At 69.2% G+C, this 15,528-nt stretch carries 13 protein-coding genes; 7 read left to right on the top strand and 6 right to left on the bottom strand.

What is annotated here, in order from left to right; genetic code table 11:
* Window positions 1-24 precede the first annotated feature (24 nt).
* From LIN44_RS01245 to LIN44_RS01215, 7 genes are all read left to right on the top strand, one after another.
* A complete protein-coding gene (locus LIN44_RS01245) occupies window positions 25-2,022 on the top strand; it encodes an ATP-binding protein (RefSeq protein WP_227313213.1) in 1,998 nt (665 codons plus the stop codon).
* Between the two features lie 8 nt (window positions 2,023-2,030).
* Window positions 2,031-3,356, top strand: coding sequence for a sigma-54 dependent transcriptional regulator (locus tag LIN44_RS01240; RefSeq protein ID WP_227313212.1), 1,326 nt, complete (start codon window positions 2,031-2,033; stop codon window positions 3,354-3,356).
* Between the two features lie 229 nt (window positions 3,357-3,585).
* Window positions 3,586-4,710, top strand: coding sequence for an NAD(P)/FAD-dependent oxidoreductase (locus tag LIN44_RS01235; RefSeq protein WP_227313211.1), 1,125 nt, complete (start codon window positions 3,586-3,588; stop codon window positions 4,708-4,710).
* Between the two features lie 6 nt (window positions 4,711-4,716).
* Window positions 4,717-5,412: a two-component system response regulator CreB gene (creB, locus tag LIN44_RS01230; protein ID WP_304524181.1), complete on the top strand. Its 696-nt coding sequence runs from the start codon at window positions 4,717-4,719 to the stop codon at window positions 5,410-5,412.
* Between the two features lie 9 nt (window positions 5,413-5,421).
* A complete protein-coding gene (creC, locus tag LIN44_RS01225; protein ID WP_227313209.1) occupies window positions 5,422-6,870 on the top strand; it encodes a two-component system sensor histidine kinase CreC in 1,449 nt (482 codons plus the stop codon).
* Window positions 6,871-6,977: 107 nt separating this feature from the next.
* Window positions 6,978-7,955, top strand: coding sequence for a nitronate monooxygenase family protein (locus LIN44_RS01220; RefSeq protein WP_227313208.1), 978 nt, complete (start codon window positions 6,978-6,980; stop codon window positions 7,953-7,955).
* 42 nt (window positions 7,956-7,997) lie between these two features.
* Window positions 7,998-8,441, top strand: coding sequence for a YbaN family protein (locus tag LIN44_RS01215; protein WP_227313207.1), 444 nt, complete (start codon window positions 7,998-8,000; stop codon window positions 8,439-8,441).
* A 197-nt stretch (window positions 8,442-8,638) separates the two neighbouring features.
* On the opposite strand, the gene LIN44_RS01210 is transcribed toward LIN44_RS01215, so the two are convergent.
* The 6 genes from LIN44_RS01210 to LIN44_RS01185 form a co-directional block, all read right to left on the bottom strand.
* Window positions 8,639-9,889 (bottom strand): phenylacetate--CoA ligase family protein, encoded by a 1,251-nt coding sequence (locus LIN44_RS01210; RefSeq protein WP_227313206.1) that lies wholly within the window; start codon window positions 9,887-9,889, stop codon window positions 8,639-8,641.
* 82 nt (window positions 9,890-9,971) lie between these two features.
* Window positions 9,972-10,787 (bottom strand): ABC transporter ATP-binding protein, encoded by an 816-nt coding sequence (locus tag LIN44_RS01205; RefSeq protein ID WP_018003769.1) that lies wholly within the window; start codon window positions 10,785-10,787, stop codon window positions 9,972-9,974.
* A gap of 203 nt (window positions 10,788-10,990) precedes the next feature.
* Entirely contained in the window at window positions 10,991-12,328 is a 1,338-nt protein-coding gene (locus LIN44_RS01200) for an ABC transporter substrate-binding protein (protein WP_227313205.1), read from the bottom strand.
* A 110-nt stretch (window positions 12,329-12,438) separates the two neighbouring features.
* Window positions 12,439-13,515 (bottom strand): branched-chain amino acid ABC transporter permease, encoded by a 1,077-nt coding sequence (locus LIN44_RS01195; RefSeq protein WP_227313204.1) that lies wholly within the window; start codon window positions 13,513-13,515, stop codon window positions 12,439-12,441.
* 24 nt (window positions 13,516-13,539) lie between these two features.
* Complete coding sequence (locus LIN44_RS01190) at window positions 13,540-14,454, bottom strand: branched-chain amino acid ABC transporter permease (RefSeq protein ID WP_227313203.1); 915 nt, start codon at window positions 14,452-14,454, stop codon at window positions 13,540-13,542.
* A gap of 91 nt (window positions 14,455-14,545) precedes the next feature.
* A complete protein-coding gene (locus tag LIN44_RS01185) occupies window positions 14,546-15,508 on the bottom strand; it encodes an ABC transporter ATP-binding protein (protein WP_227313202.1) in 963 nt (320 codons plus the stop codon).
* Between the last annotated feature and the right edge of the window lie 20 nt (window positions 15,509-15,528).

Genomic DNA, 15,528 nt, shown 5'->3' with positions numbered 1-15,528 from the left:
GCGCGACACCCCTCGCGCGCGCCGATGCCACACTCCGACGACTTTCTCGCCGTGCATGACCCCGCCGCCACCCGCCCGGTGCACGCGCCGGAGACCGGCAGCGGGCGCTGGTGGGGCTTTGCCGTCGCGCTGGCCGCGGGCCTGCTGCTGCTGTGCGCGCTGACCTGGCTGGTCTCGGTCCAGCGCGGCCTGGCCAGCCTGCAGCAAGGCACCGCGACGCGCGCCGACCGCTACGCCGCCACGCTCGAAAGCACGCTCGACCGCTACGAGTTCCTGCCGGCGCTGGTATCGCTGCATCCCTTCGTGCGCGGGCTGCTAGCGGCCCCCGACGACGCGCAACGCGTCGCCGACGCCAACCAGTACCTGGCCGAGGTCAACCGGCGCGCGCATGCGTCGGCCACCTATGTGATCGCCGCCAACGGCATCGCGCTGGCGGCCAGCAACCACGGCCAGCCCGGCAGTTTCGTCGGCACCGACTACCGCTTCCGCCCCTACTTCCAGACCGCCGCGGGCGGCAAGATGGGGCGCTTCTACGCCATCGGCATCACCAGCGACGAGCCCGGCTACTACATCGCGCAGCCAGTCGAGGCCGGCGGCAAGGTCATCGGCGTGACCGTGGTCAAGCTCAACCTGGAATGGTTCCAGCGCGCCGGCAGCGGCGCCGAGCCGCTGATGGTCAGCGACGACCACGGCGTGATCTTCCTGTCGTCGGTGTCGGCGTGGCAGTACCGCACGCTGCGCCCGCTGCCGCCGGCGCTGCGCGCGGAACTGGAGCGGACCCGCCAGTACCACGGCCGCGCCGTGACGCCGCTGCCGCTGGAACCGCTGGCGTCGCCGCTCACGCGCTGGCTGGCCGACACCACGCTGCAGCACGGCGCGCGCCTGGTGCGCATGCGTGACGAGGCCGCGGCCAGCCGCACCACTTTCGCGCCGGATGGGGCCGAACGCGCCGAACGCTACCTGGAACTGAACCGCACCGTCGGCCCGGCCGGCTGGACCATGCAGGTGATGGCGCCGCTGGACCCGGTGCTGGCCAACGCGCGCAACGCCACCGTGGCCGCGGCGCTGGCCTATGCCTGCATCTGCCTGCTGCTGGTCAACTGGCGCCAGCGCCGCCAGCGCGCGCGCGACATGCAGTACAGCCGCCGCTTGCTGGAGGCCGCCTACGACCAGCTCGAGCGCCGCGTCGAGGCCCGCACCGCTGACCTGATGGCGATCAACGAGAAGCTGGAAGACGAAGTGGCCGAGCGCACCCGCGCCGAAAGCGAACTGCGCGCGGCCCAGGACGAGCTGGTGCAGGCCAGCAAGCTGGCCGCGCTGGGACAGATGGCGGCCGGCATCACGCATGAGCTGAACCAGCCGCTGGCGGCGCTGCGCACGTTCTCGGACAACACCCGCGTGCTGCTGGCGCGCGGCCAGCTTGACGCGGCCGAGGGCAACCTGACGGCGATTGCCGACCTGACCGAGCGCATGGGCAAGATCACCGGCCAGCTCAAGCTGTTTGCCGGCAAGGCGCGCCCGGTGCAGCGGCCGGTGGCGCTGCGCGCGGCGGTCGACCACGTGCTGGCGCTGCTGGCGCCGCGGCTGGGCGCGGTCACGATCGACCTCACCGGGCTCGATGCGGTGCCGGGCCTGGCAGTACGCGCCGACGAGCTGAAGCTGGAACAGGTGCTGCTGAACCTGCTCGGCAATGCGCTCGATGCCATCGCCGCGGCCGCGCCGGCGCAGGGCCGCATCGACCTGGACGTGCAGGCCGGCGAGCATGCCGTCACCATCGTCGTGCGCGACAACGGCACCGGCATCGCGCCGGAAGCGCTGCCGCGCCTGTTCGAACCCTTTTTCACCACCAAGGAAACCGGCCAGGGACTGGGCCTGGGGCTGGCGATCTCGTCGTCGATCGTGCGCGAGTTCGGCGGCCAGCTCAGCGTCACCAACGTCCCCGGCGGCGGCGCGCAGTTCACGCTGGTGCTGGCGCGCGCGCCCGCCGTCGATCCGGCGCCATCGGTTTCCGCGTCACCATGAGTACTGCCATGCAAGACGGTCTGCGTGTCCTGTTTGTCGAAGACGAGCCGCTGGTGCGGCAGGCCACCGCGCAAAGCCTGGAACTGGCCGGCTTCCGCGTGCTGGCGCTGCCCTCGGCCGAGGCCGCGATCCCGCACCTGCACGGCGCCTTTGCCGGCGTTGTCGTGACCGACGTGCGCCTGCCCGGCGCCAGCGGGCTGGACCTGCTGCAGCACTGCCGCAATGCCGCGCCCGGCGTGCCGGTCATCCTGGTGACCGGCCACGGCGACATCACCATGGCGGTGCAGGCGATGCGCGAAGGCGCCTATGACTTCATCGAAAAGCCGTTTGGCGCCGATCGCCTCACCGACACCGTGCGCCGCGCGCTGGAACGCCGCGCGCTGGAACTGGAAAACCAGGCGCTGCGCCGGGAACTGGCCGGGCCCGCGGCCGGCACGCGCATCATCGGCCGCTCGCCGGCGATCGAGCAGGTGCGCGCGCTGGTGGCCAATGTCGCGCCCACCGACGTGCCGGTGATGATCAACGGCGAGACCGGCACCGGCAAGGAACTGGTGGCGCGCAGCCTGCACGCGCTGTCCGGGCGCGCCGACGGGCCCTTTATCGCACTGAACTGCGGCGCGGTGCCCGAGGCCATCTTCGAGAGCGAGATGTTCGGGCACGAAGCCGGCGCCTTCACCGGCGCCGGCAAGCGCCGCATCGGCAAGCTCGAGCATGCCTCGGGCGGCACGCTGTTCCTGGACGAGATCGAAAGCATGCCGCTGGCGCTGCAGGTCAAGCTGCTGCGCGTGCTGCAGGAAGGCTCGCTGGAGCGGCTGGGGTCGAACGCGTCGGTGAAGATCGACGTGCGCATCGTCGCGGCGGCCAAGGGCGACATGGACGCGCTGGTGGCGCAGGGCACCTTCCGCGAAGACCTGTATTACCGGCTCAATGTCGTCACCATCGCGCTGCCGCCGCTGCGCGAGCGGCGCGAGGACATCGTGCCGCTGTTCGAGCATTTCTCGCTGGTGTCGGCGGTGCGCTACCAGCGGCCCGCGCCGATCCTGTCCGAGGCGCAGCGCCAGGCGCTGGCCCAGCGCCCGTGGCCGGGCAACGTGCGCGAGCTGCGCAACGCCGCCGACCGCATGGTGCTGGGCGTGCCCGAAGGCGGCCAGGCCGGTGGGCAGGCGGCCGGCCCCGACGAGACCGCGCCGCTGCGCGAGCGCATGGAGCACTTCGAGCGCGCCGTGATCGCCGACGCGCTGGCGCGCACCGGCGGCGCGGTCAGCCAGGCGGCGGACCTGCTGCAGGTGGGCAAGGCCACGCTTTACGACAAGATCAAGCGCTACGGGCTGTGATGTCATGGGCGGTTCATCGCGCTGCCACGGCGCCGTCACATTGGCGGCCTATGCTTCGAGGGCGGTTGCGGCATTGGCAGGTGCCCGCCGTGTGTATCAGTCTTCGTGGTAATTGATGGCCCCGCGCATGCGGGGCATTTTTTTGCAGCGCCGCGCCGCTTCACACCCGCCACACATTGCCCTCACCCCGGCTGGCCAGACTGGAGTCCTTCGCTCTCCGGAAACCGCCATGCCCTCCTTCGACTACGACCTCGTCATCGCCGGCGCCAGCTTCGCCGGCGCCGCCTGCGCCCTGGCCGGCGCGCGCGCCGGCCTGCGCGTGCTGGTGCTGGAACGCAAGACCGATCCGGGCGACAAGCTGCACACCACCGGCATCCTGGTCAAGGAAGCGATCGAGCAGACCTGGCTGGGCCAGGCCCCGGCCGATTGCGTGCACCGCGTCGAGCAGGTGAAGCTGTACGCGCCGCGGCTGCGCAGCATTGACCTGAGCGCGCCCGGCTACTACTTCCATACCACCGATACGCCGCGCCTGATGCGCTGGCTGGCGGCGGAGCTGGTGCGCCACCGGGTCGAGCTGCGGCTGGGCCAGGCCTTCGTCGGCGCCGTGCCGCGCCACGGCGGCTGGCATGTCACCGGTGTGGGCCTGGCGCGCTATCTGGTCGGCGCCGATGGCGCGCAGTCGCGCGTGGCGCAATGTGCGGGACTGGGTCGCGCGCACAGCTTCCTGTATGGCGTGGAGTACGAATTCCCGGGACTGGCGCTGCCCGAGCCGCACGCGCTGCACTGCTTCATCACGCGCCGCTTCGCGCCCGGCTATATCGGCTGGATCGCGCAGAACCCCGCCGGCGTGCAGGCCGGGCTGGCGCTGCGCTACCTGCCGCGGCGCGGCCGCGCGCCGGACCTGGACGGGCTGCTGGCGCACGTGCGCGGCCGCGCCGGCCTGCCGCAGCTGGCGCGGCCGGCGGCGACGCGCGCGGGACTGATCCCGTGCGGCGGCCCGGTGTTGCCGCTGGCGCGCGACGGCGTGATCCTGACCGGCGATGCCGCGGGCATCGTGTCGCCGCTTACCGCGGGCGGCATCCACCAGGCCTTTGCCCATGGCGAAGCGGTGGGCCAGGCCGTGGCCGCGCACCTGCTGCGCGGCGGGCCGGCGCCGGAGGCCGTGGCCAGCGCCAGCGCGCCGCGCTTTCGCGCCAAGCGCGCGCTGCGCTGGATGTTCGAGCGCTTCCAGTGCGACTGGCCGTTCGACCTGATGCTGTATTCGCCGCCGCTGCGCTGGGCCGCGGAGCAGATCTATTTCCACTGGCGCGGCACGGAACCGGCGCCGCCGGCGCGCGCGGCGGCCAGCGCCTGACCTAAAATGCCGGGCATGGAACAACCGCGGATCCTGGTGGTGGAAGACGAGCAGGCCATCGCCGATACCATCCTCTATGCGCTGCGCACCGACGGCATGCTGGCCGAGCACTGCACGCTGGGCGGCGACGCGCTGGCGTGCCTGCGCGCCGCGCCGGCGGACCTGGTGATCCTTGACGTGGGGCTGCCTGACCTGAGCGGCTTCGAGGTCTGCCGCACGCTGCGCACCTTCTGCGATGCGCCGGTGATCTTCCTGACCGCGCGCCATGAAGAAATCGACCGCATCGTCGGGCTGGAGATCGGCGCCGACGACTACGTGGTCAAGCCGTTCTCGCCGCGCGAGCTGGCCGCGCGCGTGCGCGCCATCCTGCGCCGGGCGCGCGGCGGCGGCGCCCCGGCAAAACCCGGCCAGGCCGCCGGATTCACGCACGACCCGGACGGCGCCCGCCTGGCCTACCACGGCCACTGGCTGGCGCTGACGCGCTACGAATACCTGCTGCTGGCGTGGCTGGTGGCGCATCCGGGCCGCATCTATTCGCGCGCGCAGCTGATGGACGGGGTGTGGGCGGGCGCGCTCGACACCAGCGACCGCACCGTCGACACCCATATCAAGACCCTGCGCGCCAAGCTGCGCGAGGTGTCCCCGCAAGGCGCCGGGCGCATCCGCACCCATCGCGGCATGGGCTATTCGCTGGAGCCCTGAGCGCGCGCCATGCATATCGGCCTGCGCATCTTCTTCGGCTTCTTCCTGATCGTGGGCCTGGCCACCGTGCTGACGCTGCGCGTGTTCGTGCAGGAGGTCAAGCCCGGCGTGCGCCAGGCGATGGAAGACACGCTCATCGATACCGCGCACGTGCTGGCCGCGCTGGCCGCCGACGACCTCAAGGCCGGCCGCATCGCCGACGGCGCGTTCGCGCGGCATATGGCGGCGCTGCGCGAGGTGCCGGTCAATGCCGAGGTCTCGGGCCTGCACAAGGACAGCATCGGCTACCGCGTCTACGTGACCGATGCCAGCGGCATCGTGCGCTTCGACTCGACCGGCACCGACGTCGGCCGCGACTATTCGCGCTGGAACGACGTCTACCTGACGCTGCGCGGCCAGTACGGCGCGCGCAGCACGCGATCCGACCCTGCCGACGAGGCCAGCACGGTGATGCACGTGGCCGCGCCGGTGCGCGATGGCGACCGCATCATCGGCGTGCTGACCGTGGCCAAGCCCAATGCGGCGATGGCGCCGTTCATCGCGCGCAGCCAGCACAAGATCCTGCTCTACGGCGGCCTGCTGATCGGCACCGCGTGCGTGATCGGGCTGGCCTGCACGCTGTGGCTGGTGCACGGACTGAGCCGGCTGCGCGGCTATGCGCGCGCGGTGGCGGCCGGCGAGCGCGCCGAGATGCCGCTGCGTGGCGCGGGCGAGTTGGCCGAGCTGGGCCGCGCGGTGCAGGGCATGCGCGAGCGGCTGGAGGACAAGCAGTATGTCGAGCACTACATCCATACGCTGACCCACGAGATGAAGAGCCCGCTGGCCGCCATCGGCGGCGCGGCGGAGCTGCTGCAGGAAGAGATGCCGGCGGCGGACCGCCAGCGCTTCGTCGCCAATATCCGGACCCAGTCGGGACGGCTGGAAACCATGATCCGCAAGCTGCTGGCGCTGGCCGAGGTGGAACAGCGCCAGCGCCTGGAAGTGCGCGAGCCGGTGCCGCTGGCGCCGCTGCTGGCGCAGCTGTGCGCCGAACTGGAGCCGCGCGCGCGGCAGCGCGGCGTCGCCTTGCAGTGCGCTGCCGATGGCGGCACGGGGCACGTCGCCGGCGACCCGTTCCTGCTGCGCCAGGCTATCGCCAACCTGCTCGACAACGCGATCGACTTCGCCCCGCCGGACACCGCGGTCACGGTGGGCCTGGAGCGCCGCGGCGACGCGCTCGCCATCACCGTGGCCGACCAGGGGCCCGGCATCCCCGACTACGCGTTGCCGCGCGTGTTCGAGCGCTTCTACTCGCTGCCGCGCCCGCATGGTGCGGACAAGAGCACCGGCCTGGGCCTGTGCTTTGCGCGCGAAGTCGCCACGTTGCATCATGGCGGCGTGACGCTGGCCAACCGCCCCGGCGGCGGCGCGCTGGCCGAGCTGGTCCTGCCGGCGGCATCGCGCCACACGCCTGCCTGACCGGCATAGACTTGGGCTTCTAACGTGCCCGCGCTGAAACTCCCTATAATCGAACGACCGTTCATTTAGGGCACGCCAACGTGCCCGCCCGTAGTTCAGGAGACACCATGCCCGCCGCCAAGCAACTGCCCCAGGCCCTGCAGAACCTGGCCCTGCCCGTGATTGCCTCGCCCATGTTCATCGTCAGCTACCCGGAACTGGTGCTGGCGCAGTGCAAGGCCGGCATCGTCGGCTCGTTCCCGGCGCTCAATGCGCGCCCGGCCGAGCTGCTCGACGAATGGCTGACCCGGATCGAGGCGGAACTGGCCGCGTTCAAGGCCGCCAACCCCGGCGCACCGGTAGGCCCCGTCGCGGTCAACCAGATCGTCCACAGCTCCAACGCGCGCCTGGAGCATGACGTCAAGGTCTGCGTCGAACACCAGGTGCCGATCTTCATCACCTCGCTGCGCGCGCCGCCCAAGGAACTGATCGACGCCGTGCACAGCTACGGCGGCATCGTGCTGCACGACGTGATCAGCCTGCGCCATGCCGAGAAGGCGATCGAGGCCGGCGTCGACGGCCTGATCCTGGTCGCGGCGGGCGCCGGCGGCCATGCCGGGATGCTATCGCCGTTCGCGCTGGTGGGCGAGGTACGCAAGATCTTCGACGGCCCGATCGCGCTGTCGGGCTCGATCGCCACCGGCGAGGCGGTGCTGGCCGCGCAGGCCATGGGCGCCGACTTTGCCTACGTGGGCACGCGCTTCATCGCCTCGCAGGAGGCGCATGCGGCGGAGTCGTACAAGCAGTCGATCACCAGCTCGGCCGCCGCCGATATCGTCTACACCAACCTGTTCACGGGCGTGCACGGCAACTACATCCGCGAAAGCATCAGCAACGCGGGCCTGGACCCGGACAACCTGCCGGTGGCCGACAAGACCAAGATGGACTTCTCCAGCGGCAGCTCCAAGGCCAAGGCATGGAAGGATATCTGGGGCGCCGGCCAGGGCGTGGGCCAGATCCACGACATCCCCGGCGCCGGCGAAATCGTCGCGCGCATGAAGGCGGAGTACGATGCCGCCAAGGCGCGGCTGGGTATCGCGCGCTGACCGATCCCTCACCGGGCCGCGTTGCGGCCCTTTGTCCGCCCCTTGCCGCCATCCAATCCCGACCTTTCGCCCGATCCCGACGCCGTGCTGAGCCACCGCCAGCGCGTGCTGCGCGCCGTCTGGGTGGCACTGGGCGGGCTGTGCCTGCTGCTGGGCGTGGTCGGCATCTTCCTGCCGGTGCTGCCGACCACGCCGTTCGTGCTGCTGGCCGCGGCCTGCTTCGCGCGCGGCTCGCAGCGCTTCCATGAATGGCTGCTGGGGCATCCGCGCTTCGGCCCGCTGGTCAGCGACTGGCAGCGCCACCGCAGCATCCCGTTCAAGGCGAAATGCCTGGCGCTGTCGATGATGTGGCTGTCGATGGGGACCACGGCGTGGCTGCTGCGCGGGCGGCCGCTGGTGTCGGCGGCGTTGCTGGCGTGTGCGGTGGGGGTGAGTGTGTGGATGGTGCGGTTGCCGACGCGGGGGGAAGGCGGGCGGGAGTCTTGAGGGTTATGGCCTGTCGACGGTCTTTACTTCGTTGATGCTGCGGCCCTCACCCCCGCCCCTCTCCCGCAAGCGGGAGAGGGGAGCAAACCCGCAGCGGCATCATTGCTTCGAGCCTTGCAACTCCCGCTTGTGGACTCCCTCTCCCGCTTGCGGGAGAGGGTTGGGGTGAGGGCAGGCGTGCCCACGAAGTCCTTCCGTCAATCGTAGCTGCGCGCATCCTCGATCAACCTCCCATCCTGCGGCAACGACCCCGCCGCGACGAACGCCACCTCACCTCGTAGCCGCATCACCTCGCGCAGCGACTCGGCCACCGCGCGCTGCAGGTCGGCATCCTCGCGCGTTGCCTCGCAGCGCAGCGTCATCACGTCGGCCCCAGGATCGCCCGTCACCACCAGCCGCGCCGCGCGGATTTCAGGATGGCGCCGCAGCACGTCGGCCACCTGCCCGGGATGCACGAACATGCCCTTGACCTTGGTCGCCTGGTCCGCGCGCCCCAGCCAGCCCTTGAGCCGGATATTGGTGCGCCCGCACGGGCTCGGCCGCCGCGAGGACTCCGCCACCACCGCCGACAGGTCGCCGGTGCCGAAGCGGATTAGCGGGTAGTCGCCATTGCCCAGCACCGTCACCACCACTTCGCCGGTCTCGCCTTCGGGCATGGGCCGCGAGCCGCCGGGTTCGACGATCTCGACCAGCACGCCCTCGTCCACCACCCAGCCGTCGCCGCCTTCGGTTTCATACGCGATCAGGCCGACATCGGCGGTGCCGTACATCTGCTGCACGCGCACGCCGCGCGCCTGGAACCAGTTGCGCAGCGACGGCGGCAGCGCCTCGCCCGAGACCAGCGCCTTGGCCAGGCTGGTGCAGGGCGTGCCGAGTTCATCGCCGCGCTCGAGCAGCAGCTTGAGGAACGACGGCGTGCCGGCATAGGCCGCCGGCTGCAGGCTGGCCAGCGCCTGCACCTGCGAATCGGTCTGGCCCACGCCGGCCGGGAACACGCAGCAGCCCAGCCGGTGCGCGCCGCTTTCCATCATCATGCCGGCCGGGGTGAAGTGATAGGAGAAGGTGTTGTAGACCAGGTCGCCGGCGCGAAAGCCCGCGGCGTGCATGGCGCGCGCGGTGCGCCACCAGTCCGCCTCGTGGCCGTCGGGCTCGTGGATCGGCCCGGGTGACTGGAACACGTGGCGCAGCTTGCCCAGCGGCGTCGCGTTGAGTCCGCCCAGCGGCGGTAGCGCACGCTGGCGCGCGCTCAGGTCCGACTTGCGCGTCACCGGCAGTTCGGCCAGCGCCGCACGCGAAGTCAGCAGGCGCGGATCGACGCCGCTCAGCAGCTCGGCAAAGTAGGGCGCGTGCTCGCGCGCATGGGCCACCTGGCTTGCCAGGGCGGCAAGGAGCGCCCGCTCGCGGACTTCCGGCGCGCGGGTTTCGAGCGGATCGAAGTATTCGGGCATGGTGCTGTGCGTCAGGGAATGGGATGCGGCCTGCCCCGCGCTGCGGTGCGCGTGGTGGCAAGCCGGGTGGAACGGTCGCTTGCTAGGCGAGCCAGCGCTTGCGGCGGCGGTAGCTCTTCACGTCGCGGAACGACTTGCGGCCTGGACCATCGGCGTCATTGGCGGCCACGCCCAGGTAGAACTCCTTGACGTCCTCGTTGGTGCGCAGCGACTCGGCGTCGCCGTCCATCACCACGCGGCCGTTCTCCAGGATGTAGCCGTAGTCGGCATAGCGCAGCGCCACCATGGTGTTCTGCTCGGCCAGCAGGAAGCTGACGTTCTCGCGTGAATTCAACCCGCGCACGATCTCGAAGATCTCCTCGACGATCTGCGGCGCCAGCCCCATCGACGGCTCGTCCAGCAGGATCATCGCGGGCTTGGCCATCATGGCCCGGCCGATCGCGCACATCTGCTGCTCGCCGCCGGAGGTGTAGCCCGCCTGCGACTTGCGGCGCGTCTTCAGGCGCGGGAAGTATTCGTAGATCTTTTCCAGCTCGTCGCGGGTCTGGCCGCGCGACAGGCCGCGCGTGTAGGCGCCGGTAAGCAGGTTCTCCTCGATGGTCAGGTGGGCGAAGCAGTGGCGCCCTTCCATCACCTGGATCACGCCGCGACGCACCAGGTCATTGGGCGTCAGCTGGTCGACGCGGTCGCCGCGGTATTCGATCGAACCCTTGGTGACATCGCCGCGCTCGGCCTGCAGCAGGTTGGAGATGGCCTTGAGCGTGGTGGTCTTGCCCGCGCCGTTGGCACCCAGCAGCGCCACGATCTTGCCCTCCGGCACTTCGAGCGAAACGCCCTTGAGCACCAGGATCACGTGATCGTAGATGACTTCGATATTGTTGACGGACAGGAGGCTCATGGTGCGGGTCGGGTTGGTGTGGCGATGTTGCGTTGGACTTGCAGCTTGCTGTCGGTGTACTCCCTCTCCCTCTGGGAGAGGGTTGGGGTGAGGGCGGGCGTTGCCACGCAGTGAATGGCCTCGCTATTGCCAGCGCCCGCCCTCACCCCCACCCCTCTCCCGCCAGCGGGAGAGGGGAGCAAACCGTCGGGCGTCGAGGGCAATCAGCTCTTCGAGCACGCCGGCGTAATCCCCTTCTCCTTCGCGTACTGCGCCGCGGTGGCCTTGAACAGCGGGTGGATCAGGCTCTTGTTGCCCTCGATCCAGTCCGACACCACCACCCACTTGCTGCCGTCCCACTGCTGGATCTTCACCTTGCCCGAGCCCTCGTGGTTCTCGCAGCTGGTCTTGATCTCCGGCAGCAGGCCGGTAGCGCCCAGCTGCTGCAGGCGGGCGTTGGTCAGGTTCAGGTTCTCGAAGGCCCAGCGCATTTGCTCGCCGGTCATGGGCTTGCCCTTGCCGAACTTGGCCTGGGCCACGCGCACCGCTTCCACCGTCACCACCGCCGCCGACACGCCGCGGTTGTACAGCACCGAGCCGACCTTGTTCTTGTCCTGCATGTTGCCCTTGCCGGCGCCGTAGACCACCTTCTCGATATCGGCGATCAGGGGCACGTTCTTGCCCGCGACGTTCCAGGTCGCGCTCATGTAGCCCTTGGAGGCATCGCCGGCCGGCACCGTGTCTTCCTCGGAGCCCGCCCACCAGGAGCCGATCATCTTCTCGCGCGAGAAGCCCACCTTCTGCGCCGCCTTCAGCGCGGTCTGGTTCATCACGCCCCAGCCCCAGAAGATCACGTAGTCAGGGTTCTCCTGGCGGATCTTCAGCCATTGCGCGCCCTGCTCGTTGCCCGGGTGCGCCACCGGGATCTCGACCAGGTTGAACTTGCCCAGCCGTGCCTCGGCCTGCAGCGCCACGATCGGCTCCTTGCCGTAGGCCGAGTCGTGGTACAGGTAGACGATCTTCTTGCCGGCCAGCGAGCCGCCGCTCTTGCTGGCCAGGTACTTGACGATGGCCGAGACCTGCATCTGGTACGTGGTCACCAGCGGGAACGCGTACGGGAACACCGAGCCGTCGACCGCGTCGGTGCGGCCGTAGCCCATCATCACCAGCGGCACCTTGTCGGCCGCGGTCTTGTCGACCAGCGCATACGAGATGCCGGTCGACATGGCGTGGTACGCGGTGCCCTTGGTGGTGGCGTTCTTGGCCTTCAGGCGCTCGTAGCACTCCACCCCCTTGGCGTTGTTGTACTCGGTCTCGCACTCTTCCCAGCTCAGCTTGACGCCGTTGACACCGCCATCCTTCAGGTTGACGTAGTTGAGGTAGTCGATGAAGCCGCCATACCAGGACTGCCCGTTGGCGCCGTAGGGCCCCACGCGATAGCTCGGCAGCGCGATGAACTGCTCGTTGCTTTGCGCCAGTGCCGGCACCGCCGGCGCCAGCAGTGCAGCCGCGGCGCTGACCACCAGGGCGGCGCGTTGCACATTGCGGATCAGGTTGGTCATGACAGTCTCCTTCGCCCTCGGTGGAGCGTTTCGTTATGCGTAAGCTTCAGTACTTCACACAGGAACTGCGGTAAGCCAGATAAGTCAGGTACATCGGGAACCCCGCTCCGTCAGTGCGGGAACGGCCACAGCCTCAGCTTCTCCTTGGCGATCTGCCACAGCCGGGCCAGCCCGTGCGGCTCCACGATCAGGAAGAAGATGATCAGCCCGCCGAACACCATCAGCTGGATGTGCGACACGGTGGCATTGGTAAAGGGCAGGTGCAGCAGCGAGGCCAGCGGCGGCAGCACGTTGTCCAGGAAGATCGGCAGCAGCAGGATGAAGGCGGCACCCAGGAACGAGCCCAGGATGCTGCCCACGCCGCCGATGATGATCATGAACAGCACGCGGAACGACAGGTCCAGCGAGAAGCCGTCCGGCTCCACCGAGCCCAGGTAGCAGAACGCGTACAGCGCGCCGGCCACGCCGCAGTAGAACGAGCTGACCGCGAACGCCAGCAGCTTGGTGCGCATCAGCGGGATGCCGATGACTTCCGCCGCCACGTCCATGTCGCGCACCGACATCCAGGCGCGGCCGGTCGCCGAGCGCACCATGTTCTTGGCCGCCAGCGCCAGCACCGTGACGATGGCCAGCACGAACAGGTACTTCTTCACCGGCGTGTCGATGGCAAAGCCGAACAGGTCCAGCCGCTGCGCCGTGATCACGCCCGACGAGCTGTTGTTGGAGAACCAGGGGAACTTGGTCAGCGCCCACACCACGAAGAACTGCGCCGCCAGTGTCGCCACCGCCAGGTAGAAACCCTTGATGCGCAGCGACGGCAGCCCGAACGCCACCCCCACCAGCGCCGCCGACAGGCCCGCCAGGATAAAGGTCAGCAGCACCGGCATGCCTTCGATGCGCAGCTGGAAGTTGTAGGCCGCGTACGCGCCCACCGCCATGAAGGCCGCGGTGCCCAGCGACAACTGGCCGGCATAGCCGGTCAGGATATTCAGCCCCAGCGCCGCCAGCGAGAAGATCAGGAACGGGATCAGGATGGCCGAGAACCAGTATTCCGAACCGATGAACGGGATCGCCACGAAGGCCACCGCCATCAGCACGGCAAAGCCGATGCGGTCCTGGCGGATCGGGAAGATCTGGCTGTCGGTGACGTAGCTGGTCTTGAACTGGCCGGCTTCACGATAAAACATGGCAAGTCTCCTGTGCGAAGTCGGTCAGACGCGGTCGATGTGCTTCTCACCGAACAGCCCCTCGGGCCGCACCAGCAGGAAGAGCAAGGCAAACACATACGGGAACCACCCTTCGATGCCGCCGAAATTGCCACCGAACATCGACTGGAACACCGGCGGGATATAGATTTCGGCCAGCTTCTCCGACGCGCCTATGATCAGCCCGCCGACGATGGCGCCGGGCACCGAGGTGAAGCCACCCAGGATCAGCACCGGCAGCGCCTTCAGCGCGGTCAGCGTCAGCGCGAACTGCACGCCATTGCGCGAGCCCCACAGCATGCCCGCCACCAGCGCGACGAAACCCGCCACGCCCCACACGATGGCCCAGATGTTCTGCAGCGGGATGCCCAGCGACAGCGCGGCCTGGTGGTCGTCCGCCACCGCGCGCAGCGCGCGTCCCACCTTGGTGTACTGGAAGAACAGCGCCAGCGATCCCACCAGCACGCCGGCGATGGCGGCGGCGGCAAGGTCGAACTTGGAGATGACGATGTTGAAATTGGTCAGGATTGATTCGATCGGCTCGTCGACGATGCCCAGGTGGATCGGGCGCACCTCGTTGCCGAACAATAGCGGTCCCAGCCCTTCGAGGAAGAACGACAGCCCGATGGTTGCCATGAACAGCGTGATCGGCGGCTGGTTGACCAGCTTGCGCAGCACGAAGCGCTCGGTGCTCATGCCGACCAGGATCATCACCACGAAGGCGCCGATCACCGCCGCCCACATCGGCATGCCCTTGTCCATCAGCCCCACCACCGCCAGCGCGGCAAAGTAGACCATCGCGCCCTGGGCAAAGTTGAACACGCCCGAGGCCTTGTAGATCAGCACGAAGCCCAGCGCCACCAGCGAGTACATCAGTCCCGACAGCAGGCCGCCGAGCAGGATTTCAAAGAAGAACGTCATGGTTTGCCTTTGCTTGCTTACCAAACAGCATTGCTCACGCCCGGGTGTTGCTCCCCTCTCCCGCGCGCGGGAGAGGGGAGCAACACCGCGCTCAATGCGAAGTGCCGAGGTACGCCTTGATCACGTCAGGGTTGCCCTTGACCTCTTCCGGCGTGCCATCCCCGATCTTCTTGCCGTAGTCCAGCACCACCACCCGGTCCGAGATATCCATCACCACGCCCATGTCGTGCTCGATCAGCACGATGGTGGTGCCGAACTGCCGGTTCACATCGAGGATGAAGCGGCACATGTCCTGCTTCTCTTCCACGTTCATGCCGGCCATGGGCTCGTCGAGCAGCAGCATCGATGGCTCGGCCGCCAGCGCTCGCGCCAGCTCGACGCGCTTCTGCAGCCCGTACGGCAGGCGCCCGACCGGCGTCTTGCGGATCGACTGGATCTCGAGGAAGTCGATCACCTCCTCCACCTTCTGCCGGTGGCGCATCTCTTCATTGCGCGCGGGGCCCCACCACAGCGCGTGCGCGAACCAGGAGGTGCGGAACTGCGTGTTGCGTCCGGTCATGATGTTGTCCAGCACCGTCATGCCCTTGAACAAGGCGATGTTCTGGAACGTGCGCGCGATGCCCTGGCGCGCCGCGGCGGTCGGGTGCATCTGCTTGCGCTCCTCGCCGCGGAACACGATGCGTCCCTGCTGCGGGTGGTAGACGCCGTTGATCACGTTCAGCATCGAACTCTTGCCGGCGCCGTTCGGGCCGATGATGGCGCGCACCTCGTGCTCGCACACGTCGAACGAGATATCGGTTAGCGCCTTGACCCCGCCGAACGACAGCGAGATGTGCTGCAGGTCCAGGATCACCTCGCCGCCGGTGCGCGCCTGCGCGCCGGTGCGCTGCGCATGGCGCGTGCCGGGATGCACGCCGCTGTCATCCGCCAGCCCCGCCGGGGGCAGCGGTCCTGCCGGCGCCATCGCACCACCACCGCCGGCGCCGCTCGCATCGGTGCGTGCCGCCGCGCTCCAATCGCGCTTGCCGGCGCCTTGCCAGGCCACTTGTGTCATGTTGCTGCCTCCACCTGTGC

Source organism: Cupriavidus sp. MP-37 (genome assembly GCF_020618415.1).
Classification (GTDB): Bacteria; Pseudomonadota; Gammaproteobacteria; order Burkholderiales; family Burkholderiaceae; genus Cupriavidus.
Note: the sequence above shows the minus strand (reverse complement) of the source record. Positions and strands in the feature narration are given on the sequence as shown.

Excerpts from the sequence above, each read along its gene's own strand:
- LIN44_RS01245 (WP_227313213.1), top strand. The coding sequence starts at position 25 with ATGCCACACTCCGACGACTTTCTCGCCGTGCATGACCCCGCCGCCACC.
- LIN44_RS01240 (WP_227313212.1), top strand. The coding sequence starts at position 2,031 with ATGCAAGACGGTCTGCGTGTCCTGTTTGTCGAAGACGAGCCGCTGGTG.
- LIN44_RS01235 (WP_227313211.1), top strand. The coding sequence starts at position 3,586 with ATGCCCTCCTTCGACTACGACCTCGTCATCGCCGGCGCCAGCTTCGCC.
- creB (WP_304524181.1), top strand. The coding sequence starts at position 4,717 with ATGCCGGGCATGGAACAACCGCGGATCCTGGTGGTGGAAGACGAGCAG.
- creC (WP_227313209.1), top strand. The coding sequence starts at position 5,422 with ATGCATATCGGCCTGCGCATCTTCTTCGGCTTCTTCCTGATCGTGGGC.
- LIN44_RS01220 (WP_227313208.1), top strand. The coding sequence starts at position 6,978 with ATGCCCGCCGCCAAGCAACTGCCCCAGGCCCTGCAGAACCTGGCCCTG.
- LIN44_RS01210 (WP_227313206.1), bottom strand. The coding sequence starts at position 9,889 with ATGCCCGAATACTTCGATCCGCTCGAAACCCGCGCGCCGGAAGTCCGC.
- LIN44_RS01205 (WP_018003769.1), bottom strand. The coding sequence starts at position 10,787 with ATGAGCCTCCTGTCCGTCAACAATATCGAAGTCATCTACGATCACGTG.
- LIN44_RS01200 (WP_227313205.1), bottom strand. The coding sequence starts at position 12,328 with ATGACCAACCTGATCCGCAATGTGCAACGCGCCGCCCTGGTGGTCAGC.
- LIN44_RS01195 (WP_227313204.1), bottom strand. The coding sequence starts at position 13,515 with ATGTTTTATCGTGAAGCCGGCCAGTTCAAGACCAGCTACGTCACCGAC.
- LIN44_RS01190 (WP_227313203.1), bottom strand. The coding sequence starts at position 14,454 with ATGACGTTCTTCTTTGAAATCCTGCTCGGCGGCCTGCTGTCGGGACTG.
- LIN44_RS01185 (WP_227313202.1), bottom strand. The coding sequence starts at position 15,508 with ATGACACAAGTGGCCTGGCAAGGCGCCGGCAAGCGCGATTGGAGCGCG.